Annotated in this window: 19 protein-coding genes and 1 pseudogene; 9 read left to right on the forward strand and 11 right to left on the reverse strand. The window is 68.5% G+C overall.

From position 1 onward, the window contains the following. Window positions 1-3: 3 nt before the first annotated feature. Entirely contained in the window at window positions 4-516 is a 513-nt protein-coding gene (locus NA3_RS06230) for an SgcJ/EcaC family oxidoreductase (protein ID WP_062962571.1), read from the reverse strand. 61 nt (window positions 517-577) lie between these two features. Here NA3_RS06230 and NA3_RS06235 point away from each other — a divergent pair, with 61 nt between their 5' ends. Beyond that, window positions 578-1,045, forward strand: a complete 468-nt coding sequence (locus tag NA3_RS06235; protein WP_062962572.1) for a MarR family winged helix-turn-helix transcriptional regulator — start codon at window positions 578-580, stop codon at window positions 1,043-1,045. Between the two features lie 117 nt (window positions 1,046-1,162). On the opposite strand, the gene NA3_RS06240 is transcribed toward NA3_RS06235, so the two are convergent. The 4 genes from NA3_RS06240 to NA3_RS06255 all read right to left on the reverse strand — a co-directional run bounded on the left by NA3_RS06240 (window position 1,163) and on the right by NA3_RS06255 (window position 5,168). Next, the gene (locus NA3_RS06240) at window positions 1,163-2,197 is read right to left on the reverse strand and encodes an acyl-CoA thioesterase (RefSeq protein ID WP_063917318.1); all 1,035 of its coding nucleotides are present in this window, start codon (window positions 2,195-2,197) and stop codon (window positions 1,163-1,165) included. Window positions 2,198-2,321: 124 nt separating this feature from the next. Next, window positions 2,322-3,683, reverse strand: coding sequence for a DUF2252 domain-containing protein (locus NA3_RS06245; protein WP_062962573.1), 1,362 nt, complete (start codon window positions 3,681-3,683; stop codon window positions 2,322-2,324). A gap of 127 nt (window positions 3,684-3,810) precedes the next feature. Further along, on the reverse strand, window positions 3,811-4,614 hold the full coding sequence (locus tag NA3_RS06250) for a hypothetical protein (RefSeq protein WP_062962574.1): 804 nt from the start codon (window positions 4,612-4,614) through the stop codon (window positions 3,811-3,813). A gap of 17 nt (window positions 4,615-4,631) precedes the next feature. Further along, window positions 4,632-5,168, reverse strand: coding sequence for a lipoprotein LpqH (locus tag NA3_RS06255; RefSeq protein ID WP_062962575.1), 537 nt, complete (start codon window positions 5,166-5,168; stop codon window positions 4,632-4,634). A gap of 178 nt (window positions 5,169-5,346) precedes the next feature. On the opposite strand from NA3_RS06255, the gene NA3_RS06260 reads away from it, so the two are divergent. Genes NA3_RS06260 through NA3_RS06275 form a run of 4 tightly spaced genes read left to right on the forward strand, consistent with a single transcriptional unit; the run spans window position 5,347 to window position 10,554 of the window. After that, the gene (locus tag NA3_RS06260) at window positions 5,347-6,744 is read left to right on the forward strand and encodes a hypothetical protein (RefSeq protein ID WP_062962576.1); all 1,398 of its coding nucleotides are present in this window, start codon (window positions 5,347-5,349) and stop codon (window positions 6,742-6,744) included. After that, window positions 6,741-7,760: a hypothetical protein gene (locus tag NA3_RS06265; protein WP_062962577.1), complete on the forward strand. Its 1,020-nt coding sequence runs from the start codon at window positions 6,741-6,743 to the stop codon at window positions 7,758-7,760. Before NA3_RS06260 ends, NA3_RS06265 begins: the two co-directional genes overlap by 4 nt. Then, a complete protein-coding gene (locus tag NA3_RS06270; RefSeq protein ID WP_062962578.1) occupies window positions 7,760-9,274 on the forward strand; it encodes a tetratricopeptide repeat protein in 1,515 nt (504 codons plus the stop codon). Before NA3_RS06265 ends, NA3_RS06270 begins: the two co-directional genes overlap by 1 nt. Next, window positions 9,271-10,554, forward strand: a complete 1,284-nt coding sequence (locus NA3_RS06275; RefSeq protein ID WP_062962579.1) for a CHAT domain-containing protein — start codon at window positions 9,271-9,273, stop codon at window positions 10,552-10,554. The genes NA3_RS06270 and NA3_RS06275 overlap by 4 nt, the downstream gene beginning before the upstream one ends. 91 nt (window positions 10,555-10,645) lie before the next feature. Here the strand turns inward: NA3_RS06275 and ilvC are convergent, their stop codons facing one another. Genes ilvC through NA3_RS06290 form a run of 3 tightly spaced genes read right to left on the reverse strand, consistent with a single transcriptional unit; the run spans window position 10,646 to window position 14,162 of the window. Next, a complete protein-coding gene (gene ilvC, locus NA3_RS06280; RefSeq protein WP_174372318.1) occupies window positions 10,646-11,647 on the reverse strand; it encodes a ketol-acid reductoisomerase in 1,002 nt (333 codons plus the stop codon). A gap of 50 nt (window positions 11,648-11,697) precedes the next feature. After that, window positions 11,698-12,201, reverse strand: coding sequence for an acetolactate synthase small subunit (ilvN, locus tag NA3_RS06285; protein ID WP_040720620.1), 504 nt, complete (start codon window positions 12,199-12,201; stop codon window positions 11,698-11,700). Continuing rightward, window positions 12,198-14,162 carry an acetolactate synthase large subunit gene (locus NA3_RS06290; RefSeq protein WP_062962580.1) on the reverse strand — a complete coding sequence of 655 codons (1,965 nt, stop codon included), beginning with the start codon at window positions 14,160-14,162 and terminating at the stop codon, window positions 12,198-12,200. Before NA3_RS06290 ends, ilvN begins: the two co-directional genes overlap by 4 nt. Window positions 14,163-14,502: 340 nt before the next feature. Here NA3_RS06290 and NA3_RS06295 point away from each other — a divergent pair, with 340 nt between their 5' ends. The 3 genes and pseudogenes from NA3_RS06295 to NA3_RS06305 all read left to right on the forward strand — a co-directional run bounded on the left by NA3_RS06295 (window position 14,503) and on the right by NA3_RS06305 (window position 18,468). Beyond that, window positions 14,503-15,075 (forward strand): PH domain-containing protein, encoded by a 573-nt coding sequence (locus NA3_RS06295; RefSeq protein WP_227995002.1) that lies wholly within the window; start codon window positions 14,503-14,505, stop codon window positions 15,073-15,075. Window positions 15,076-15,584: 509 nt separating this feature from the next. Next, window positions 15,585-17,426: a dihydroxy-acid dehydratase gene (gene ilvD / locus NA3_RS06300; RefSeq protein ID WP_062962582.1), complete on the forward strand. Its 1,842-nt coding sequence runs from the start codon at window positions 15,585-15,587 to the stop codon at window positions 17,424-17,426. A 218-nt stretch (window positions 17,427-17,644) separates the two neighbouring features. Next, window positions 17,645-18,468: pseudogene (locus tag NA3_RS06305) on the forward strand (alpha/beta fold hydrolase). A gap of 122 nt (window positions 18,469-18,590) precedes the next feature. Here NA3_RS06305 and NA3_RS06310 read toward each other — a convergent pair. Together NA3_RS06310 and NA3_RS06315 are read right to left on the reverse strand one after the other, a co-directional pair. After that, window positions 18,591-19,034: a nuclear transport factor 2 family protein gene (locus NA3_RS06310; protein WP_062962583.1), complete on the reverse strand. Its 444-nt coding sequence runs from the start codon at window positions 19,032-19,034 to the stop codon at window positions 18,591-18,593. Between the two features lie 10 nt (window positions 19,035-19,044). Further along, complete coding sequence (locus NA3_RS06315) at window positions 19,045-19,983, reverse strand: DoxX family protein (protein ID WP_062962584.1); 939 nt, start codon at window positions 19,981-19,983, stop codon at window positions 19,045-19,047. A gap of 178 nt (window positions 19,984-20,161) precedes the next feature. On the opposite strand from NA3_RS06315, the gene NA3_RS06320 reads away from it, so the two are divergent. Further along, on the forward strand, window positions 20,162-21,292 hold the full coding sequence (locus NA3_RS06320) for a PQQ-dependent sugar dehydrogenase (RefSeq protein ID WP_062962585.1): 1,131 nt from the start codon (window positions 20,162-20,164) through the stop codon (window positions 21,290-21,292). Window positions 21,293-21,347: 55 nt separating this feature from the next. On the opposite strand, the gene gatB is transcribed toward NA3_RS06320, so the two are convergent. Continuing rightward, the gene (gene gatB / locus NA3_RS06325) at window positions 21,348-22,865 is read right to left on the reverse strand and encodes an Asp-tRNA(Asn)/Glu-tRNA(Gln) amidotransferase subunit GatB (RefSeq protein WP_372464180.1); all 1,518 of its coding nucleotides are present in this window, start codon (window positions 22,863-22,865) and stop codon (window positions 21,348-21,350) included. Window positions 22,866-22,898: the final 33 nt, after the last annotated feature.

The raw sequence follows: 22,898 nt of genomic DNA on the forward strand, positions 1-22,898 counted from the left end.
GCCTCAGGCGGCGCCGGATACTCGGCGGCCGAGCCGGAGCCGCCGCGCGACCCGGCTCATCAGCCGAGACATCGTCGAGGGAAACGAATCCGGCTCCGGAACGGTCACCGGCCGGACCCGTCCGTTGTGCAGGGCCGCGATCGCCCAGCCGCCGTCGGTACGCACGGTCACCAGCGTCTGACGCGACAGCCGGCGGCGGGGCAGCCGTGAGCGCCAGGGCATGAGGACCGAGGCCGTGCCGTGCAGGATCGCCACGTCGGAGGTGACGTAGCGAATCGATTCGAGCTCGCCGACCAGGGCCGAACCGGCGAGGACGCCTCGAAAGAGCTTGTCGTGATTGTGCTGGTGCTCGGCGCGGCCGATGGCGCGGGTGCCGTCGTAGGAGACGTAGTCGGAGTCCGTCGTGAACAAGGCCGCGTAGGCCGCCGCGTCGTTCTCGGTCCATGTCCGCAGGAGGTCGTCGAACAGGCCGCGCAGGGCCGCATCGTCGGCTCGGGTATCGAGGGTGGTGCTCATGGTCGCGCCCTTCCGGTGCTACAATTCGAGTATCGAAAATTAAGATAACAGAAAGTTTCGAATGTCGAAAGAAGAACTGATCGGCGAGATCGCCCAGGAGCTACGCCGGCTGCAGCAGAGTTTCGACGCCTTCGACGAGGCGGTGTCCGCTCATCTGGGGCTCAATCGCACCGATCTGCGTTGTCTGGACATCGTGCTGGGAGCCGGACGACTGTCGGCCGGCGAGCTGAGTACCGCACTACGCCTCAGCCCGGCCGCCACCACGACCGTGGTGGATCGCCTGATCCGGGCCGGAATGGTCACGCGCACAGAGGATTCGGAGAACCGCCGACGGAAGATCATCGAGGGCACGGCGAAGGCCGCGCGAGTCGCGGACGAGATCTTCGAACCCGTAGCCCGCGCGGGAACGCAGGCTCTCGGGCGGTTCGATATCGGCGAACTGCGGACGGCGCTCGAATTCTTGCGTGTCGCGAAAGAGGTGCAGCAGAGCCAGATCGCGCGAGTCGCACAGCTCGGTGGCACCACCTGACCGCATCGTCCGACCGCCACGCCTGCCGGTAGAGCGGGAGCCGGCCGCGACATCACGCCGTCGCGACACCGCGCCCGGGCATGACAGGTCGACACCGGCCCGCTGGACCTGTGGAAACTATCCGACCGTGATCCGGAAGTGGTTCGGCTGCGCGTCTTCCGGAACAGCGTCTGCGGGCGTGAAATCCTCGACCAGCGAACGTAATCCGATCAGGTGGCGGGCGTGGGCGTCCAGGGCAACGTCCTCGTCGGAGGCCGGAATCCACTGCCGGATCGAGCGCGCCTTGGCGTCCGGGTCCAAGGCGACGACCACAGCCAGGCCGTGGGCCGCCAGTTCCGGTTCGCCGGAGTGCGGGTCCGTGGAGGTGACGTGCACGCTGATGTGCATGCTGCGGGGGCCGGTGTGGATCAGCCGGGCCGTCGCCTCGACGGCGTGGCCGATGACGATCGGGCGGTAGAAGCGGATGCCGCCGAAGTACGAGGTGAGAACGTGCTGGCCGGCCCATTTCGCGCCGCAGACGTAGGCCGCTTCGTCGATCCACTGCATGGTGCGGCCGCCGTGGACCTTGCCGCCCCAGTTGATGTCGGAAGGCGCGGCGAGGAAGCGCAGGGTCGCACTGGGCGCCGTTCCTTCGGCGGTGTAGCGCTGGGCGGCCATCGCGGCTTCGATTTCCTTCCGAACCGCGATCCTGACCTTCGCCTGCCGGTGCCGCCGCACTTCCAGAGCGGTGACCGGATTCCATTGCGGCACTTCGACGGTGCGTCGCTCGCCATCGACGGCGACGAAGATGGTCAGGCACTGGGCGCTCTGGACCGGCTTCACGCGGGTCGGGTCGGTCGAGTAGACGGTGACCAGGATGTGCATGCTGGTGCGGCCGGTGTGGACCAGGTTGGCGTGCAGTTCCACCAGCTCGCCGACCTCGATCGGCCGGTCGAGATGGATATTGCCGACGTAGGCGGTGACGCAGTAGTGACCGCTCCACTGGGCGGCGCCGGCATAGGCGACCTTGTCGATCCATTCGAGAAGCTTGCCGCCGTCCACCGTGCCGACTATGCCGGCATCGGCCGGCTTGACCAGGAAGCGGTGGATGACCTCGGCGCGAGATCCGGTCGAGTGGGCGGCGGCCGCTGGAGCGGCGAGGGTGTCAGGCACGGCGACAATTCCGTTCGGGGATGTGCGGTCGATACGCTGACACCGTTGTCCTGGAGCACAGTAGAGGGCGCGTGCCATACGGGCGAGTAACCGCTCCCCAGGCGAGAAGGGCCGGCACCCAGCCTCAATACGGGTTCGCCGCCGCTTGTACTCGTCCGGAATCTATGGCGCGCAACAGTTCTCGATGGTCGGCGGCGGTCTGATCGGCATAGGTGAGGGCGAATTGCGTCATCGCCTTGTCGAAGGCCTCTCCCCCGCCGAGGTAGTCGGCGATGGCGATGCGGTCGCCGGAACGGGCGTGGGCCCGGGCGAGGGTGTGGCCACAGATTCCGGCGTAGTCGCGCAGGGCGGCCTTCGACATCTGGGTGATGTCGGCGCCGCCTTTCATATCGCGCAGCTGCCGGAAGTAGTAGTTGCGGTCGTTGGGACCGGAGACCCAGCCCAGGAAGATGTCACTGGAGGTCTGCAGCAGACGCTGGCCGTGGACGACGCGGTGGTCCTGGTGCTGGAAGCGGCTCGGCGCGAGATACGGCTCGAGCACCGACTTTTCGGCTTCCTTCATCTGCAGGAACAGCGGGCCGCCGGTGTCGCGGTCGACGGCCAGGATCACATAGCAGCGGGTGCCGACGCTGCCCACACCGACCACCTTGTGCGCGTAGTCGACGATGCGATAGCGATCGGCCAGCACCCGCCGCTCCTCGGGCAGCGACCGCCGGTAGGCGGTGAACACCTCTTCCACGGTCTGCGCGTCGACGTAATCGACCGGTGTCAGCAGCGGCGGTCGATGCCGGATGCGCAGCGCTCCCTGGTCGTCGGTGTAGGTGAGTTTGCGCAGCGCGCCGAGGTTGGTGCGTTTGCGGGCCGCCTCGAACGTGCGGTCCACACCCTCGAGAAACTTGGGGCGGCTCACCATATTCGCCACCGTCTCCTCATCGACCTGCTCGTACCAGACGTCGAGGGAGTCCATACCGGCCAGGCGGCGCATACATTCCCGGTAGGCCGTCGCGGCGCTCCGGGCGGCGGCGGTGGCCTCCTCATCGGTGAAGCCCTTCTCCCTGGCCGCCACGGCCACACTCGCCACCAGCCGCTTGACGTCCCATTCGAACGGGCCGGACAGGGTTTCGTCGAAATCGTTGAGGTCGAACACCAGTGACCGTTCCGGCGAGGCGAAGATGCCGAAATTCGACAGATGCGCGTCCCCGCACAACTGCACGGTCAACCCGGTGTGCGGGATCGTGGCGAGGTCGGCGGCCATGATCGCGGGAGCGCCGCGCAGGAACGAGAACTGCCCGGCCGCCATCCGGGCGTAGCGAATCGGAACCAGATCGGGCAGCCGGGTGGCGGCCTGGCGTTCCAGGATCGCGATCGGATCGCGATCGGGGGCCGCGTGGAATTCACCGAGCGACGAGCGGGGAACGGTGGCGCGCACCGCACGTCCCGTGGAGAGGGGTTCGCCGGAAACTGGGTCGGCCACGGTCTTCGTCATCCACCAAGTTTTGCCCCGGAACGCGTCTGCGGCAACCGCTTGGCGAACACCGTGATCCGCTTGCCGCCGACACGACCGTGCCGCCCTCCGCAGCACTGGTTCTGCGAAGGGCGGCACCCCCTGTGGCTCATGCGTTGAGCGGGATCGCGATGACCACCTCCTGCTCGTTCTCCGGGAGGTAGTGCACCTGCACGATCCGTCCGACCTGCACGTTCGAGACGCTCGCCGGCGGCAGGAACTTCTCCGCGTGGGTGCTGAAGGTGCTGCCGTCGGGCCGGGTGACCGCGAGCCCGAGGTCGATTTTCGCGTAGCCGTTGCGGATTTCGCCGGGCACCGACAGCGACTGCACGACCGCCTGCGCGGCCACGCCACGACCGGCGATGTCGATCTTGGCGCGCGTGGTCACGCCCTTGCGAATCAGCGATTCGTTCATCGCCTGCTGGGCCGACGCGCTGTCGCCGGATCGATCGACTTCCACCTTGTCGGTCCGCCCGGGCAGATAGCGCACCGGAAGTACGACACCGGGGCGCAGCAGCGCCAGTTCGGCGAGGGGCACGATCATTGTGGCGGTCGAATCGAAGATCTCGCCGTGGGCGCCCTCGACGCTGAACTCGATGCGCAGCTGCGGCCGGTCGTTCACGCTCACCCCGGTCTCGCGAATCGACTTCACGGTTCCCAGGCCGAGCAGGCCATCGCGGAACTCCGCGCTGTTGCGGCCGGTGAGCGCCGACAGCACGCCCTCGCCTGTGAACACGAAGGCCATCACCACCGTGGTGAACGCGATGATCGGCAGTGCGAGAAAACCGTTGAGCCAGGCGGCGAAACCCGGCTCCCACGGGCTGCCGGCTCGATAGGTGAGCCCGTGCCAGAGGTAGACACCGATCGCGACGACCTCGAAGGCGACGGCGCCGGCTCGTACTGTGGTGCGCATGACGGTTGGTCCTCTGCTCAGCCGTTGACGATGGTGGGGCAGGCGAAGGTGATCTCGAACTTCGCGGTGGCGGGGCCGGCCATCGGGTTGGTCATATCCGGGGCGGCGACACCCTCACCGGTGATCCGGTAGGTCTTGCCGTCCTTGGTCACCGTGGCGGAGCCGCCGGGCTGGCCGTTGCCGAAGCCGACGGCATAGGGCAGACCGGAGGAGCCGCCCTTGCTGCCGCCGATCGCGACCGCCTGCACGGTGTCGCCGCCCGCGGTGAGGGTGGCGCTGACGCTCAGATGGCCGTAGGTGGGGTTGGCGGCGTCGGTCAATGCCAGGGCGAGCGTTCCGCCGCGCTGGGCGCATGTGGTGTCGAAGCTCGCGCTCAGGGCCTTGCCGTCCACGAGGGCCGCCGACTTTCCGCCCGCCGGGGCCTGGGTCGCCGGCGCCGCGGTCGTCGACGCCGGGGCGGCGGTGCCGGAGTCGTCGCCGCAGGCGCCGAGGGCCAGGGTGAGGCCGGCGGCGGCGAGGGTGGCGGCGGCGATCCGGATCTGCTTGGTGCGCATGGTGTTCGTTCCTTCGTTCTCGGTGAGTCCGGCCAGGTGATCGGGCCGTTGTTCACAAAGTTAGGAAGGGCCGGCCGCCTACCGATCCCAGGTTTCGGGTTGTCGCGGCAGCGGCTTTCGGACCCCGGCCGGGGTGGCGGCGGTGGGCTACTCTGACCGAATGCGACGACCGCGCGCCATGGTGCTCGACGAGGTGTGGCGCGGTATCGACGGCGTCGAGGCGCTCAGCGGCGCCCAGGGCGGGCCGCTGCGCCGCACCGTCAAGCTGATCCTCGACCCACTGGTGATCCGGCCGGTTCAGTACCCCGCCTGCGCCGGGCCGATGCTCACCGCGGACGGCGCCACCCTGCTCGCGGCCCGCGTCCATGCCGCCGCCGATGTGCTGCGCGCGACCGCGGCCTGGTTCACGCTCCTCAAACAGGTTCGACGGGCACTGCGCATCACCGACGGCAATCCGCAGGACCTGTATTTCCAGCGCTGTTTCGAACTCGCGACGGTGTCGGGGGCACCGGATCCGGTGCGTGACAGGCCCACTGCCACAGCGGCATTGCACGACATCCATCACCTCGCGGCGGGGCGGACCACACAGGCGTTGAAGGATCATCTCACCGATCGGTCCGCGATCGGCGAACTCGCGGCGCTGATCGACACCGCGTGGCGCCGGCGACCGCGATACGCGCCCGCGGGCGCCGACCACACCACCGCCCTCGCCGCACTCCTCGATTCGTGCGCCACCGACCGAGCCGAGGACACCGCACGGGAACTGCGCGCCCTGATCACGGAACGGGCCGGGACACATTCGGGAATTGCGCTGTGGTACAACGCTTCCGGAGTTTCCGCATCGGAGCTGGGACTGACCGTGCACGGACTGCCGGTCGCCCCCGCGCTCGGCGCCGGGGCATCGACCGCGACACTGGCACTGCCGTTCGACCGCACCATCTACGAACGTGTCTTCACGGTGTTGCAGGCCTCCACCGAGCGCTCGGATCTGCCCACGATCCCGGAATTGGTGGTCGAGGAGATCGCCCGGAGTTGCGCACCGTGGGCGTTGCTCGACGAATCACTTCGGGTGACAGCGGCGGCGGGGGTAGAACTGGCACGGGGCCTCGCCCCCGTCACCGGAACCGATGGGTCGCCCGCGAGCGAACCGGTGACCTCGAGCGGCCGCGTCCGGGATCCGGACGATTCTGCGCGTGAGGACATTTCCGTCAGACGGGGCGGCACCGCCGCGCATCGGGTGATCAACGCGAGGTGGCGGCGCGAGGCCTATGTGCTGCAGGCACGCCGCCTCGCCGTGCACGACACCGGGAACTCGTCCGATCCGCTGGCCATGATCGCGGCCGAGCTTCGCCGTCCCTGGCGTTCCTATCTACGGCGACTGTGGGTTCGTCTGCACGGCCGCGATGTCCGAGGCGCGTCCATATCGCAGATACCACCGGAAACACCCGAGTTGTGGGATCTGCTCGACGGGGTCGCACGCTCGGTCATCCTCGATCACCGGATGCGGGTGCGGAAGGCGCTGACCGCCAATTCCTGTGCGGCGATGACCGATTCGCTGGAATCGAGGGCCGGATGATGCCCGAGGCCGTATTCCTGCACCGCGACGACGAGGTGGTCATCGTCTCGCCTGCCGATACTCCTACCGTCCACGACGGCACGCCCGGACTGGACACGCTGGTTCTCGAGGTGATCGGCGGTCATCTGTCGTGGGGTTTGCTGTCCGGTCAGGCAGTTCCGGCGGCGGTGCTGCACGATCCGGACGCCACGCAGGAGTGGCTGTGGGCCGTGTACGGCGAACCGGTGGCACTCGCCGTCGCCGACGGGCGATCCGGAGAGCTGACGGCGACAGCGGCTCGTCCCGAATTGGCCTATGCCGCACGGCAACTCGGCTATGCGTACTGGGCCGCGCACTGGTGGCCCGCCTCCACCATAGACGGCATTCCCGCGCTCGATTCCGAAGTGCTCGGCCGGGATATCGCGGCTCTCACCGAAGCCTGCGAATCGATCGTCGACGGTGCCGACGCACAACCGTCGCCGATGGGTCCGCCGTCCGAGGCGATTGCGGCGCGCCGGCAGGACTACGCGTTGGCGGCCGGTGCCGCCGGCCCCGGGCACACCGGATTGGCCCTGGCCACGGGCACCTCGGGCTGGGATTGGCGCCGGTGTCCCCCGGGCGTGCTGGATGCCTCGGAATTCGCCATCTCGTGGCTGCTGGCGAGGGAATCCGGCAGTACATCGGTCGAGGTGCGCGCGACGGCGGCTCCGCACCTCGATGCCGGTCTGCCCGTGCATCTGCGGCCTCGAGCTCGGGTCGTAACAGACTCCGTGGCAACGGATGTCGCGCTGCGGCTCACCGGCGATACGTGGGTCGGCGAGGAGCTGGTCGACGCCGAAAATATTGTGCGCGTGGATCTTTACGTGCCCGGGGTCGGGCCCGCCCCCGACGAGACCTCGGCATCGGAGAACATTTACGGGCCGAGGCTACGGCAGCGGATCCGGGAATTCGTGATCGACCGATTGCGATCGCCACAGCCGTCCATGCCACTACTCGAGGCAGAGCGCGCCGCCGCCGCATCGGATACGGACTTCTGATGGCCGACGCTGTTCCTCCCGGCCTCGAACTGCTGCACGAGGGCGCCGCGGCACACGCTCGCGGCGACGTCACCGAAGCACTGCGGATATTCGAGCACGCCACACACACCACCACCGGCGGCGTTCGGGTCAGCGCTCTGGTCAATGCGGCGAGTATGCGCGACGAACTCGGCGACCACGCCGGCGCCATCGCCGGATTCCGCGCCGCGATCGCCGAAATACCTGACGATGCAACGGAAAAGCGCGCATCCACACTCGTCAACTATTCACAGGCACTGCAGCACGTAGGCGATCTCGACGCCGCACAGACGGCGCTCGAGCAGGCGCGCGACCTTCTCACCGGCCACAGCGAGTTGTCGACGTTGCGGGTCTCGTGCCTGATCTCGCTGACCGCCGTTGCGATGCATCGCAGCCAGTGGGCGCGGGCCATCGAGCTGGCTACCGAATCACTGGAGTTCACCACGCGATTCGCGCCGCCGTTGCGCGGCCACCCGCTCGCCAATCTAGCGGCCGCCCACTTCGAGTCGGGGCGTGGTGAGCTCGGGCTCGACTTCGCCCACCAGGCCCTGACCGCATTCGAAGCAGCGGACGACGCGAACGGCACGGCCGAATCCCGGCAGACGCTCGCGATGATGTATGCCCGGCTGGGCCGCCCCGACGACGCCGAGCCGTATCTTGCTGCCAGCCAGCAATATTTCGAGCAGGCCGGTCTCGGCTACCGCGCGGGACTGGGGCTGCAACTGATGGGATATCTCGCCGAACGGCACGGCGACCTCGACCGCGTCGCACAGCTGTATCACCGGGCGCTGACCTCTTTCGAGCAATCCGGTGCCGCGCTCGAATCCGCCGGAGTGCGAATCCGAATGGCGACAGTGGATTTCGCGCACGGCCGGGTCGGCGACGGACAAGCGCAGCTCGCGGCCGCCTACGCGATCTATGCGGCGCGCGGTCTCGGCCTGCAGTGCGCGCGGGTCGACTATTGGCATGCGGCGCTGTGGGAGTCGGTGATCGACGACATGGTCACACCGCCGCCCACGGAGGTACTCGCCCTGGCTCGCGATCTGGCCGTCACCTCCGCCCTCGCCATCGACGCGGTGCGCTACAGCTTCACCAACGGGACCCAGCGGGAACAGTGGAACCGTGAGATCGCCGCTCCCGCCCTGCGACTGGCATTCCGCTTCGCCTACCTGTGCGGCAACGGCGGACTGATCGCTGATCTCATCGAAACCGTCTGCGCCGGAACTTCTTTCGTCGGCGACACCGCCTCTGCGGACGGTCCGCCCCGGCTTCCGTTCGACCCGATACCGATGCCCGGGGATGACGATCCCGACGCCGGTTCCCTGCAGCTGGGCTCGGCGCTGGCCCAGGTCGCCGCCGCGGCCGGGCTGCCCGTCTCCCCACCGCCACGGCTGGCGGTCGCGCCGGACGGCCACATCGCCTTGGACACCTACATCACCGCGGCCGAACAACGCTACGGCCGGACCGTCCGGGACGATCGGGTACTGGCGGTATGACCGACGAGGCACCCGGCGCACAACCGACGGTGAGCGTGCGGATGGCCGATGCCGGCGATCTGTACATGTCCTGGCGCTGGGTCGCGGATACCGCGAGCCCGGGCGTGGCTCTGCTGCCCGGCGCGGACATCGACGCCGCGGTGCGCCGGCTCGCGGCGGCGCTGCCCGATCCCGCCCGTCCCGGCGGACTCGAACAGGCCCTCACCACCGGCCCTTTCGCCGACCGCGAATCGGAATACACACTGGCCCAGGCACTCAGCCGCGCACTGCTCCCACAGGCGCTCGCGATCCAACTGCACGACCTGCTCGTGCGCGGTGTCCGCCCGCATATCCGGCTGCAGCCATCGCCACGGGTCGCGCAGGTGCCGTGGGAGATCATCGCCCCCGATCCGAATCTACGGCTGATCGATATCGCGGATCTCAGCCTGCTCGCACCGGCGAGCATCGTCCACGCGCCCGGCCGCACCGCGCGCAGGTGGGCCGGCGACCGTGCGCTGCCCGTGGTCGCGGTGCTCGATCCGCGGGTGCCCGGGTTCCGGGCCGATTCCGAACTCGGTTCGGTGCTCGGACGGATGCGTTCCAGCTCCCCACTCGCCGAGCTGGTAGCCGAATACGTTGCGCGACAGCGTTTTCGGCCGCTGATCGACGACCCGCTGCAGGCCTTCCGGCGCACCGATCTCGACCGCGGCCGTTTGGGCGCACTGCTGCGGGACGGTGCCTCCCGGCTGGTCTACGTCGGCCACGTCACCGCCGAACGTCCGGAATCCGGTCTGAGCGAGAACGCCGAACTGCACCTCACCTGCGCCGCCGACACCACCGGTTTCGCCCGGCCGCTGCGCACCCATCGCCCGCTGTCGGCCAAGGATCTGCTGCTGGGCACTCATACGTTGGAGCCCGAACCGGTTGCCGGACCGCAACTCTGGCCGATCCCGAGCCGGGTCGCGCTCATCGCCTGCGAAAGCGGGGGCGATCTGCGCTTCACCGAAGCGCTGGGGTTGGTGGCGGCGATGATCCACGGCGGGGCCGAACTGGTCACGGCCACTCGCTGGCCGCTACCCACCGATCTGGCATTCCAGCGGTTCGCCGGCACCACCGACGCGACGCCGCTGCAGGATGTCATCTGCGCGGTCGACGAGGCGCACGAAAGGGCCGATCCCGTTGCCGCCCTGGCGAAGTGGCAACGGGGGCGGCTCGCTGCCTGGCGTGAGACGGGTGCTGTGGCGGATTCACCGGTCTTGTGGGCGGCCTTCGCGACCGTCGACGCCCAGACCGAGCGTTGAACGGGCGCAGCGACCGCCGCAGAGCACCGCACAGACGCGACGACCCGCCGGACACGATTGTGCCCGGCGGGTCGTTCTGCAGCGTGAAACCTTACGCGGTTTCGGTGATCGGCCGGTCGACCCAGCTCATCAGGTCGCGCAGCTTCTTGCCGGTGACCTCGATCGGGTGCTCGGCGTTCTGCTTGCGCAGGCTCTCGAGCTCCTTGTTGCCGCCCTCGACGTTGGCGACCAGGCGCTTGACGAAGGTGCCGTCCTGGATGTCCTTCAGGATCGCCTTCATGCGCTCCTTGGTGTCGGCGTCGATGACCCGCGGGCCCGACAGGTAGCCACCGAACTCGGCGGTGTCGGAGACCGAGTAGTTCATCCGCGCGATGCCGCCCTCGTACATCAGGTCGACGATCAGCTTCAGTTCGTGCAGCACCTCGAAGTAGGCCATCTCCGGCGCGTAGCCGGCCTCGACCATAACCTCGAAACCGGTCTTGACCAGCTCTTCGGTACCACCGCAGAGGACGGCCTGCTCACCGAACAGGTCGGTCTCGGTCTCCTCCTTGAAGGTGGTCTTGATGACGCCGGCGCGGGTGCCGCCGATGCCCTTGGCGTAGGACAGCGCCAGGGCCTGGCCCTCACCCTTCGGGTCCTGGTCGATGGCGATCAGGGCCGGAACACCCTTGCCGTCGACGAACTGGCGGCGCACCAGGTGGCCGGGACCCTTCGGGGCGACCATGCCGATGGTGACGTTGGCCGGAGCCTTGATCAGGCCGAAGTGGATGTTCAGGCCGTGGCCGAAGAACAGAGCGTCGCCGTCCTTCAGGTTCGGCTCGATGTCCTCGGTGAAGATCTTGGCCTGCGCGGTGTCGGGGGCGAGCAGCATGATGACGTCCGCCCACTCCGAGACCTCGGCCGGGGTGCCGACGGTCAGGCCGGCCTCTTCGGCCTTGGCCCGCGACTTGGAGCCTTCCTTGAGGCCGATGCGCACCTCGACGCCGGAGTCACGCAGGCTCAGCGAGTGTGCGTGGCCCTGGGAGCCGTAGCCGATCACGGCGACCTTGCGGCCCTGGATGATCGACAGATCGGCGTCGTCGTCGTAGAACATCTCGACTGCCACGGTGGTTGTGTCCCTTCGTTGATTCTTCTGAATAAGTGTTAGCGGGTCGCGGTGATGGACTTCGGCCCGCGGCCGACGGCCACCACGCCGGACTGCACGATCTCACGGATGCCGTACGGTTCCAGCATCCGCAGCAGCGCCTCGAGCTTGGACCGGGTGCCGGTCGCCTCGATGGTCAGCGCGTCGGGCGACACGTCGATGACCTTAGCCCGGAACAGGTTGGCCGATTCGATCACCTGGGTGCGCACGCTGGCGTCGGCGCGCACCTTCACCAGGATCAGCTCGCGGGCCACCGAGGCGTCGGCGTCCTGCTCCACGATCTTGATGACGTTCACCAGCTTGTTCAGCTGCTTGGTCACCTGTTCCAGCGGCAGATCCTCCACGGTGACGACGATGGTCATCCGCGAGATGTCCGGAACTTCGGTGCCGCCCACGGCCAGGGATTCGATGTTGAATCCACGCCGGGAGAACAGACTCGCCACCCGGGCCAGCACGCCGGGTTTGTCCTCCACCAGCACGCTGAGGGTATGGGTCGTGCTCACAGGTTGGTCTCCTTCTGCGAGGCCCGTTCGTGCGCCGACAGGGTCGCCTTGTCGTGGGACATGGCCTCATGGATGACGGCCGGCTCGGCGGCCTGCTCGTCCTCGTCGAACAGCGGGCGGATGCCGCGGGCGGCCATGATCTCGTCGTTGGAGGTGCCGGCGGCGACCATCGGCCACACCTGCGCGTCCTTGCCGACGATGAAGTCGATGACCACGGGACGGTCGTTGATCGACTGCGCCTCGCGGATGGCGGCCTCGACGTCCTCTTCCTTCTCCACCCGGATGCCGTGGCAGCCCAGCGCTTCGGCGAGCTTCACGAAATCGGGGATGCGCAGGGTGTGGGTGCCCAGGTCGGTGTTGGAGTAGCGCTGCTCGTAGAACAGCGTCTGCCACTGCCGGACCATGCCCAGGTTGCCGTTGTTGATCAGCGCGACCTTGATCGGCACGCCCTCGACGGCACAGGTCGCGAGCTCCTGATTGGTCATCTGGAAGCAGCCGTCACCGTCGACCGCCCACACCTCTTTGTCCGGCGCGCCCATCTTGGCGCCCATCGCCGCGGGCACGGCGTAGCCCATGGTGCCCAGGCCACCGGAGTTCAGCCAGGTGCGCGGCTTCTCGTACTTGACGAACTGCGCGGCCCACATCTGGTGCTGACCGACACCGGCCACGTAGATGGCGTCGGGTCCGGCCAGGCGGCCCAGGGTCTCGATGACGTACTCCGGCGACAGCGAGCCGTCGGAGGTCGGACCGTAACCGAGCGGGTACTGCTTGCGCACACCGTCGAGGTAGGTCCACCAGGACTCCAGGTCCAGCAGCGGAGCCTCGGCGTTGGTGAAGGCCGGATCGGACTTGAGGGTCTCGATCAGTTCCGTGATGACCTCGCGGCAGTCACCCACGATCGGCACGTCGGCGTGGCGGTTCTTACCGATCTCGGCGGGATCGATATCGGCGTGGATCACCTTCGCGTGCGGGGCGAAGGAATCGAGCTGGCCGGTGACGCGGTCGTCGAAGCGGGCGCCCAGGGTGATCAGCAGGTCCGACTTCTGCAGGGCCGCAACGGCTCCCACGGTGCCGTGCATACCGGGCATACCCATGTTGAGGGTGTGGCTGTCGGGGAACGCGCCGCGCGCCATCAGGGTGGTGACCACCGGGATGCCGGTCAGCTCGGCCAACTCCAGCAGCTCCGGCGAGGCATCGGCCTTGATCACGCCGCCACCGACATAGAGCACGGGAGCCTTGGCCTCGGCGATCATCCGGGCCGCCTCGCGCACCTGCTTACCGTGCGGCTTGGTCACCGGACGGTAGCCGGGCAGCCGCATCTCCGGCGGCCAGCTGAAGGTGGTCTGCGCCTGCAGCACATCCTTCGGGATGTCGACCAGCACCGCGCCCGGACGGCCGGAGGAGGCCAGATGGAACGCCTCGGCGATGATGCGCGGGATGTCGATGGCGTCGTTGACCAGGAAGTTGTGCTTCGTGCACGCCATGGTGATGCCGGAGATGTCGGCTTCCTGGAAGGCGTCGGTACCGATCAGGCCGCGGCCGACCTGTCCGGTGATCGCCACCAGCGGCACCGAATCCATCTGCGCGTCCGCGATCGGGGTGACCAGGTTGGTCGCGCCCGGACCGGATGTGGCCATACACACACCGACCTTGCCGGTGGCCTGGGCGTAACCGGTCGCCGCATGGCCGGCGCCCTGCTCGTGCCGGACCAGGACGTGGCGCACGCGGGTGGAGTCGAAGAGCGGGTCGTAGACGGGAAGAATCGCACCACCCGGAATGCCGAATACCGTGTCGACGCCGAGCTCCTCGAGGGAGCGGACGACGGACTGGGCGCCGGTCACCTTCTCGGGCGGGACCTGGCGGCGGTTTCCGGTCGCGGCGGCAGCCGCGGGGGTCGGCTGGGAGGCCGAGGGCGCTGGCCTGCGGGCCGAGGGCCCGGGCCGGGCAGTTGGTGCGCTCACCGTCTTTTTCCTTACTGCTTGTCGTTCACCGCTTCGCTGTCACGCGGCGCTCGCGCGAACATCGAAGCCGTGAACACAACTTGTCCGAACACAAAAAAGCCCCCGTCAGCCGATGGCTGAGCGAGGGTGGCGCGTCGCAGTTGCGAGCTTGACGTAGTCGACCTCGAGTCGTCAGGCTCAGCGCTGGACGCGCCGGCCGATTACGAGAAGCTCGTTTCGATTCACGCGCTCGACGGTATGCGCGCGAGAGCCGATGAGTCAAATTACTTGACGTGCGGTGTCTCATTATGTGAGACGGGGCGGTTCGAGTGTCGCTTCACCATGATGCGAGGATGGGGGTGTGTCATCGCCGCAGCAGTCCGTGCCACCAGCTCAATCGTCCCACACCGCCGAAGGCGGAACCGATACGGGGCGGGTGATCCGTATCCCCCGGCTCGGGCATCTCGGGGTGTTCATTCTGCTGTTCTGCGTGGCGTTCCCGTTCTTCGGCTGGCCGGCGGTGCTGTGGATCCTGTTCCTCATTCCCATCGCGGCCGCGTGGTGGGTCGAGCGCTCCCGCACCACGGTCTCGGCCGGCGGACTGGATCTGCGCACGACCTTCGGCTCCCGGCATATCGACTGGTCTCAGATCCAAGGACTGCGGATCCCCAAGCGCGGCTGGGTGCGCGCGCATCTGAGCGACGGTTCCGAGGTGGCCCTGCCGGCGGTGAGCTACGACCGGTTGAAGGATCTGGTCGCGGCATCGGACGGGCGGATTCCGGATCCGTTCGCACGGCCGGAGAAGAGCGCGGCGGGCACTGACGACAAGAACGACGAAAAGGACGGCATCGAAGCCCGGAGCGCGGAATCCGGCGCAGCGGACAGCTCCTCGGCCGACGTTGCCGAGAAGCCGGATACCTCCACGGACGACTGAGCGGGATCTCGTTCCGCTCCGCCGCTTCGGCAAGTCGTCGCCGCCCGCCCGGCGGCGAAGCAGTGGGATGTTTCACACTCTCCCGCCAACGCCGAACGCCGGGAACAAATTCGCGCGTTCGCGATGCTGCCCTGACTACGTCCCCACTCGGGGCGAGTCGCCGCGATCATCGCGTCGCGGTGCGGGTCCGTGGTCGAGGCCCCACCCGGTGACGGCCGCTCGGACCGGCTCGACGTGCGTCGTGCTGCCGCGCCACCCCGCGGCCGCACGACCACCCGCCTCCGGTGAGCCCGCTCCGGTGGCGGGAGTAACGTTGAAGCGCCGAACAGACACTCTGCTCTTGCGAACAGACACCTCTGCCGACGACACCACTCGCCGAAGAGACGCTCCGCACGGCGGCCGACCAGCCCCCGGCCCCGGCGACCCACCGGACGATGAGCACCGACGAGCAGAGCCCTGCCCGAGTAGAGCCGCTCCGGCCACCGCGCCGACCACCGAGGACCGAATTCATGCCACCGCTTCGCTCACGCACCACCACCGCCGGACGCAATGCCGCAGGCGCACGCGCACTCTGGCGGGCCACCGGCCTGACCGACTCCGATTTCGGTAAGCCGATCGTCGCGATCGCGAACTCCTACACCCAATTCGTGCCCGGCCACGTGCATCTGAAGGATGTCGGCGAGATCGTCGCCGACGCGGTGCGCGCCGCCGGTGGCGTGCCGCGCGAATTCCACACCATCGCCGTCGACGACGGCATCGCGATGGGTCACGGCGGCATGCTCTATTCGCTGCCCAGCCGCGAAATCATCGCGGACTCGGTCGAATACATGGTCAACGCGCACACCGCCGACGCGCTGGTGTGTATCTCCAACTGCGACAAGATCACTCCCGGCATGCTGAACGCCGCCATGCGGCTCAACATCCCGACCGTGTTCGTCTCCGGCGGTCCGATGGAGGCCGGTAAGGCCGTGGTCGTCGGCGGTGTGGCCCAGGCGCCCACCGATCTGATCACCGCGATCGCCGCCAGCGCCTCCACCGAGGTCAGCGACGAAGGGCTGAGCGAAGTCGAGCGCAGCGCCTGCCCGACCTGCGGTTCCTGTTCCGGCATGTTCACCGCGAACTCGATGAACTGCCTCACCGAGGCACTGGGCCTCGCGCTGCCCGGCAACGGCTCCACCCTCGCCACCCACGCGGCGCGGCGGGCGCTGTTCGAGCGGGCCGGCAGCACCGTCGTCGAGATCGCCAACCGCTGGTACCGCGAGGACGACGATTCGGTCCTGCCGCGAAACGTCGCCAACGCCAAGGCCTTCCGCAACGCGATGGCCCTCGACGTCGCGATGGGCGGTTCCACCAACACGGTGCTGCACACCCTGGCGGCCGCGCAGGAAGGCGACATCGATTTCGACCTCGCCACCATCGACGAGATCTCGCGCCGGGTGCCCTGCCTGTCGAAGGTCTCGCCCAACTCCGACTACCACATGGAGGATGTGCACCGCGCCGGTGGCATCCCCGCCATCCTCGGCGAGCTGCGCCGCGGCGGACTGCTGGAAACCGACGTGACCACCGTCCACACCGCCACCCTCGACGAGTGGCTCGACACCTGGGACATCCGCTCCGGCAAGGCCTCCGACGAAGCGATCGAACTGTTCCACGCCGCACCGGGCGGGGTCCGGACCACCGTGCCGTTCTCCACCGAGAACCGCTGGTCCTCGCTGGACACCGATGCCGAGGGCGGCTGCATTCGCGATATCGCACACGCCTACACCGTCGAGGGCGGGCTGTGCGTGCTGCGGGGCAATATCGCCCTCGACGGCGCCATCCTGAAGACCGCCGGTATCGACGAGGACCTGTTCACCTTCGAGGGACCGGCCGTGGTGCTGGAATCCCAGGAAGACGCGGTCTCGGCGATCCTCGGCAAGAAGATCACCCCCGGCGACGTCGTCGTGATCCGGTACGAGGGCCCCGCCGGCGGCCCCGGCATGCAGGAGATGCTGCATCCCACCTCGTTCCTCAAGGGCCTCGGCCTGGGCAAGGTGTGCGCGCTGATCACCGACGGCCGCTTCTCCGGCGGCACCTCCGGCCTGTCCATCGGGCACATCTCCCCCGAGGCGGCCAGCGGCGGCGCCATCGGCCTGATCGTGAACGGCGACCGCATCCGCATCGACGTGCACACCCGCGCGCTGGAGCTGCTGGTCGACGACGAGGTGCTCGCCGAGCGCCGCGCCAAGATGGAGGCGCGGGAGCGGCCGTGGCAGCCGGTCCAGCGCGATCGGCCGATCACCACCGCGCTGCGGGCCTACGCGGCGCTGGCGACCTCCGCCGACAAGGGCGCAGTCCGCCGCGTGCCGTAGGCTGTGCCGCCTCCCCGAGGAAGTGATCGCCCACGATCCGGCGACCGCGAACCGGGATGGCGGAAAAAGGGGGATTCGTGGCGCGCACAGCGGGGCGCACCATGCCCGAATCGAGCACCATTTACGGGGCGCCGACCGTTCGGAAGCGTCGTCGCCCCAACCGGTTCCGGTCGACGCCCGCGGGCAGCAACCGAGAATCCGATCACGAGGAGTCCCCCATGCCTTTCATTACCACGTCGGACGGCGTCGACATCTTCTACAAGGACTGGGGCAGCGGACAGCCCATCGTCTTCAGCCACGGCTGGCGCTGTCCTCGGATGACTGGGACGCACAACTGATGTTCTTCGTGTCCCACGGTTTCCGGGTGGTCGCTCACGACCGGCGTGGACACGGCCGTTCCGCTCAGGTCGCCGACGGGCACGATATGGACCACTATGCCGATGACCTGGCCGCCGTCGTCACTCATCTCGATCTGACGAACGCGGTTCATATCGGTCATTCCACCGGCGGTGGTGAGGTCGTGCGTTACCTGACCCGCCACGGACAGGATCGGGCGGCCAAAGCCGTTCTGATCAGTGCGGTGCCGCCGATCATGGTGAAGACCGCCGACAATCCGGGCGGATTGGACAAGTCGGTCTTCGACGACATCCAGGAACAGGTCGCCACCCGCCGGTCGGACTTCTTTCGCACGTTCGCCGAAGGACCGTTCTACGGCTACAACCGGCCCGGCGCACAGCCCTCCGAAGGAGTGATCGCCAACTGGTGGCGCCAAGGCATGGCCGGCGGCGCCAAAGCCCACTACGACGGTGTCGTCGCATTCTCCCAGACCGACTTCACCGATGAGCTCACGAAGATCACCATCCCCACTCTCGTCATGCACGGGGAGGATGACCAGGTGGTCCCGATCGAGAACACCGGCATCCGCTCGGCCGAACTGTTGCCCAACAGCACCCTGAAGACCTATCCGGGCTTCCCGCACGGTATGCCGACGACCGAAGCCGCGACCATCAACGCCGACCTGCTCGCATTCATTCGTTCCTGAGCGGTCGTTGCGCGCCGGAGCTCGTCCGGGCGGGGTCCGCCGGATCTGCGGCAGTTGGGAACACGGCGCTCCCCAGTGGGAAGCGCCGTGTTCACCAGGTTGTGGCCCGGCGTCGCGGCTACCTACTTGCGCAGGTGGTGGCTGACGTCGCCGATGAGGTCCATGGTGACCGCGCGTTCGGCGAAGGCCCAGGTGCCGTCGGTGCGGTGGAAGCGGTCGGCGTAGCGGCCGCTAACGATGGGTTGCAGCGGTAGGTCGGGGGTGGCTTGCAGGACGGTGAAATACGATCGGGCCGTGGCGGTGTCCCGGTCCTCGTCGACCTCGATGACCAGGTTGGTGACCAGGTGTTTCGTGCGGGGAGTGCCGTCGTCGTAGCGGATCACGGTGGCGGACAGCATCTTCTCCACCGCGCCGCTGCCCTCGATCCGTGCGCCGCTGCCGCCGAAGCTGCCTGCAGCGAACAGAGCGCCGACGCCGCCGAAGTCGCCCTGGTCGACCAGCAGGGCGTAGTCGGCGATCAGGCGTTCGATCGCTCGGTGACTCGACGGCTCAACGGAATTCGACACGGGAACGACTCTAGAAGATCCCCACGAACGGGTTGCCGCCGTGCAGGAAGATCCAGCCGGCGGCCGCGGCCGCGAGCGCCAGGATCAGGCAGACGAACGAACCCCAGGAGGGGCGGACGGCCCAGCCGCGGTTGCGGTCGAACGACAGGCGGCCGGGGCCGGTGAGGATCAGCGAGGCCGCCGCGCCGGCGAGGATCGACTCCAACTCGACCGGGCGGTACTGGAAGTCGGGAGCCATACCCTGCTTCCACAGCCACGCGGTCGAGATCGAGGCCAGGACGGCGCCGGCCGCGAGCGGGGTGGCCAGGCCGAGGATGATCAGCGCGCCGCCGCCGACCTCGGAGACGGTGAGCATCGCGGTGGACAGTTCGATGTGTTTCCAGCCGCCCTGTTCGAGCATGTGCCGGGTGCCGTCCAGACCGGGCCCGTGGAACCAGCCCGCCAGCTTCTGCAGGCCGTGGTAGAGGAAGGTGAGGCCGACGGTCAGGCGCAGGCCCAGCAGACCCAGATCCAGTGTGCCGCGCCGATATTCGCGTGGGCGACGGAGTCGCTCGGTGTCGCCGTTGGCCCGCGCGGGCGGGATCGTGGCGAAGGCGTAGGTGGGTGCTTCGGCGCCTGCGGGCTCGGCGCCGGGATGTTCCGTGCCGGGATGTTCGGTGCCCCGGGCAGCGCCGGGGTGCGCTGCGCTCGCGGCGGTAGCGCCGGCGGCGGCGCCGGTGGGCTCCTGCGTCATCTTCGTGGCGCCGGTGTGCTCGGCACCCGCGGCCGGTACGTCCGGGTCCAGGCCGAGATCGTCGTCGGTGCGCGGAACATCCTTGCCCACCGCGGGTTTCACCGAGGGAAATTCGCCGGTCGGATTGTCGTAGGGGCTGCCTGCCGTCGGTCCGGAGCCCGACGGCCGCCCCGACGGCTGATTCGATTCCGGTGTTTGATTCGGCTTGTCCGTCACGGGCACAGAGTATGACGCCAAACGAGCGGGCGCGTGGTCTGGTCCCGGCGTGTCAGCCGCGGCCCGCCGGTCCTGCGGCGCGCCCCGCCAGCACGAACCGCAGTCGCCGCGGTGGGCCGCGCGGTGTGGTCCGGACCCCTGCGAGCGCGCGCGGCGGTATTTCCGTAACGTTTGGGCAATGAGTGTGGTTGTCGTCGGCCGTGTCGCGTCGATCCTCGCCGTCACCGCGGGCCTGGTGGTCGGCTGTGCTCGCTTCGACGATTCCGCGTCCAAACCGTTCACTCCCGCACCCACCATCGAACCCGAGGGGCAGGGCCCGACCAGCGAACCGAAAACTCCGCCGCCGACCGGGCAACGCCCGACCGGGCCCTGTATCGATCCCGATCCCGCGGTCGTGGTGTCGTGCCTGGACACCACCGGCGGGCTGACGGTCCTGCCGGACGGGCAGCAGGCACTGGTCACCGAACGCACCACCGGGCGCCTTCTGAAGGTCACCGCCGTCGATCCGAGCCAGGCGCCGCCGCAGCCGCTCGAGGTCAACCGGGTCGATGTCGACGCGGCCGGCGACGGCGGGCTCAGCGATGTCGCGCTCTCACCGAGTTACGGCGAGGACGGCCTGGTCTACGCCTACATCACCACCGCCTCGGACAATCGCGTCGTGCGCATCGGCGCGGGCGGCGATCCGAAACCGATTCTCACCGGAATCCCCAAGGGCGCCAACGGAAACCACGGCTCGCTCGCCTTCGTCTCACCGACCAAGCTGGCGGTGCTGACCGGCGACGCCGGCAATCCGGGCGCGGCGAACGACCCCGGGTCCCTGGCCGGCAAGCTGCTCGAGATCGACGATCCGGCGCCGGGCAACGCGAATCCGAAGGTGCTGGCATCGGGTATCGGCACCGCCGGCGGGGTGTGCCCCGACCACAAGGACACCATCTGGTTCACCGACCGCACCGCCACCGAGGACCGGCTGCAGCGCCTCGGACCCGACGGCGCCGTCGCCACGGCGTGGACGTGGCCGGACAAGCCGGGTGCGGGTGGCTGCGCGGCCGCCGTGGACGGCGTGGCGGTCTCGATGCAGGGCGCCAAGGCGCTGGCCTTCGCCAACGCCGATCCCACCACCCACGCGGTGACCACCGCCCCGACGATGGTCGCGCAGGACAAATACGGTTCGCTCGGTGGCGCCGCGCTGGGCGCCGACGGCAACGTCTGGGTGGGGACGGTCAACAAACCCGCCGCCGCGGGGCCGTTGGACGACCGCATCGTACGGATCCCGCCGCCGAAGGGCGGTGCCGGCGGTGGACCGGACTAGTCAGCAGGGTCTTCCCGGCCCGGCCGCGGTGGGCCGGGCCTCGAGGTACGAGTACTCAGGCCGCGCCGCAGGCGGCGAGCACCAGTTCACGGACGCGGGCGGCGTCGGCCTGGCCTCGGGTGGCCTTCATGACATCGCCGACGATCTTGCCGGCGGCCTGGACCTTGCCGGAACGGATCTTGTCGGCGATGTCCGGGTTGGCGGCCAGGGCCTTGTCGACCTCGGTCTGCAGGGCGGAGTCGTCGGACACCATGCCCAGCCCCTTGGCCTCGACGATCTGCCCCGGATCGCCCTCACCGGCCAGCACGAAATCGACGACCTGGCGCGCCACCTTGGAGTTGATGGTCTTGGCGTCGACCAGCGCGACCACCTCGGCGACCTGCTTCGGCGTGATCGGCAGATCCTCCAGCGCGACCTCGCGCTCCTTGGCCTGCTCGGTGAGGTAGTTGACCCACCAGGCGCGGGCGGCGTCGACCGTGGTGCCGGCGTCGACGGTGGCGATGATCAGATCGAGCGCACCGGCGTTGATCAGATCGCGGAACACCTCGTCGGACAGACCCCATTCGGCCTGGATGCGGGCGCGGCGCAGCCACGGGTATTCGGGGATGGTGCCGCGCAGCTTCTCGACCCAGTCGGCGTCGGGCGCGATCGGCTCGAGGTCCGGTTCCGGGAAGTAGCGGTAGTCCTCGGCGGTTTCCTTGACCCGGCCCGGGGAGGTGGAACCGTCGCCCTCGTGGAAGTGGCGGGTCTCCTGGATCACGGTGCCGCCGGAGCTGAGCACCGCGCCTTGGCGGCGCATCTCGTAGCGCACCGCGACCTCGACGCTGCGCAGCGAGTTCACGTTCTTGGTCTCGGTGCGGGTGCCGAATTCCTTGGCGCCCTTGGCCATCAGCGACACGTTGGCGTCGCAGCGCAGCGAACCCTGCTCCATCTTCACATCGGAGACGTCGAGTGCCTTCAGCAGATCGCGCAGGGCGGTGACGTAGGCGCGGGCCACCTCGGGGGCGCGTTCACCGGCACCGGTGATCGGCTTGGTGACGATTTCGATCAGCGGCACGCCGGCCCGGTTGTAGTCCAGCAGCGAATGGCTCGCGCCGTGGATGCGGCCGGTGGCGCCGCCCACGTGCAGGGACTTCCCGGTGTCCTCCTCCATGTGGGCGCGTTCGATGTCGACCCGGAAGGTGGAGCCGTCGTCGAGCACCACATCGAGGTAGCCGTCGGTGGCGATCGGCTCGTCGTACTGGCTGATCTGGTAGTTCTTCGGCTGATCCGGGTAGAAGTAGTTCTTGCGCGCGAAGCGGCCCCACGGAGTGATCGAGCAGTTCAGCGCCAGGCCGATGCGGATCGCCGACTCCACGGCCTGCTGGTTGACCACCGGCAGCGAACCCGGCAGGCCGAGACAGACCGGGCAGACCTGGGTGTTCGGCTCGGCGCCGAAGGCCGTCGGGCACCCGCAGAACATCTTGGTTTCGGTGCCCAGTTCGACGTGCACCTCCATGCCCAGCACCGGCTCGTACCGGTCGATGACGTCGGCATAGTCCATCAAGTCCACCGTGGGTGCAGTCATGTCCATCAGTTTATGTAAGGGCACCGACGACGCTGCGCC

Origin of the sequence: Nocardia africana NBRC 100379 (assembly GCF_001612635.1) — a bacterium.
Taxonomy (GTDB): domain Bacteria; phylum Actinomycetota; class Actinomycetes; order Mycobacteriales; family Mycobacteriaceae; genus Nocardia; species Nocardia africana.

Coding starts and splice junctions, on each gene's coding strand:
- NA3_RS06230 (WP_062962571.1), bottom strand. CDS start 516: ATGAGCACCACCCTCGATACCCGAGCCGACGATGCGGCCCTGCGCGGC.
- NA3_RS06235 (WP_062962572.1), top strand. CDS start 578: ATGTCGAAAGAAGAACTGATCGGCGAGATCGCCCAGGAGCTACGCCGG.
- NA3_RS06245 (WP_062962573.1), bottom strand. CDS start 3,683: ATGACGAAGACCGTGGCCGACCCAGTTTCCGGCGAACCCCTCTCCACG.
- NA3_RS06250 (WP_062962574.1), bottom strand. CDS start 4,614: ATGCGCACCACAGTACGAGCCGGCGCCGTCGCCTTCGAGGTCGTCGCG.
- NA3_RS06255 (WP_062962575.1), bottom strand. CDS start 5,168: ATGCGCACCAAGCAGATCCGGATCGCCGCCGCCACCCTCGCCGCCGCC.
- NA3_RS06260 (WP_062962576.1), top strand. CDS start 5,347: ATGGTGCTCGACGAGGTGTGGCGCGGTATCGACGGCGTCGAGGCGCTC.
- NA3_RS06265 (WP_062962577.1), top strand. CDS start 6,741: ATGATGCCCGAGGCCGTATTCCTGCACCGCGACGACGAGGTGGTCATC.
- NA3_RS06270 (WP_062962578.1), top strand. CDS start 7,760: ATGGCCGACGCTGTTCCTCCCGGCCTCGAACTGCTGCACGAGGGCGCC.
- NA3_RS06275 (WP_062962579.1), top strand. CDS start 9,271: ATGACCGACGAGGCACCCGGCGCACAACCGACGGTGAGCGTGCGGATG.
- ilvC (WP_174372318.1), bottom strand. CDS start 11,647: ATGTTCTACGACGACGACGCCGATCTGTCGATCATCCAGGGCCGCAAG.
- ilvD (WP_062962582.1), top strand. CDS start 15,585: ATGCCACCGCTTCGCTCACGCACCACCACCGCCGGACGCAATGCCGCA.
- NA3_RS06320 (WP_062962585.1), top strand. CDS start 20,162: ATGAGTGTGGTTGTCGTCGGCCGTGTCGCGTCGATCCTCGCCGTCACC.
- gatB (WP_372464180.1), bottom strand. CDS start 22,865: ATGGACATGACTGCACCCACGGTGGACTTGATGGACTATGCCGACGTC.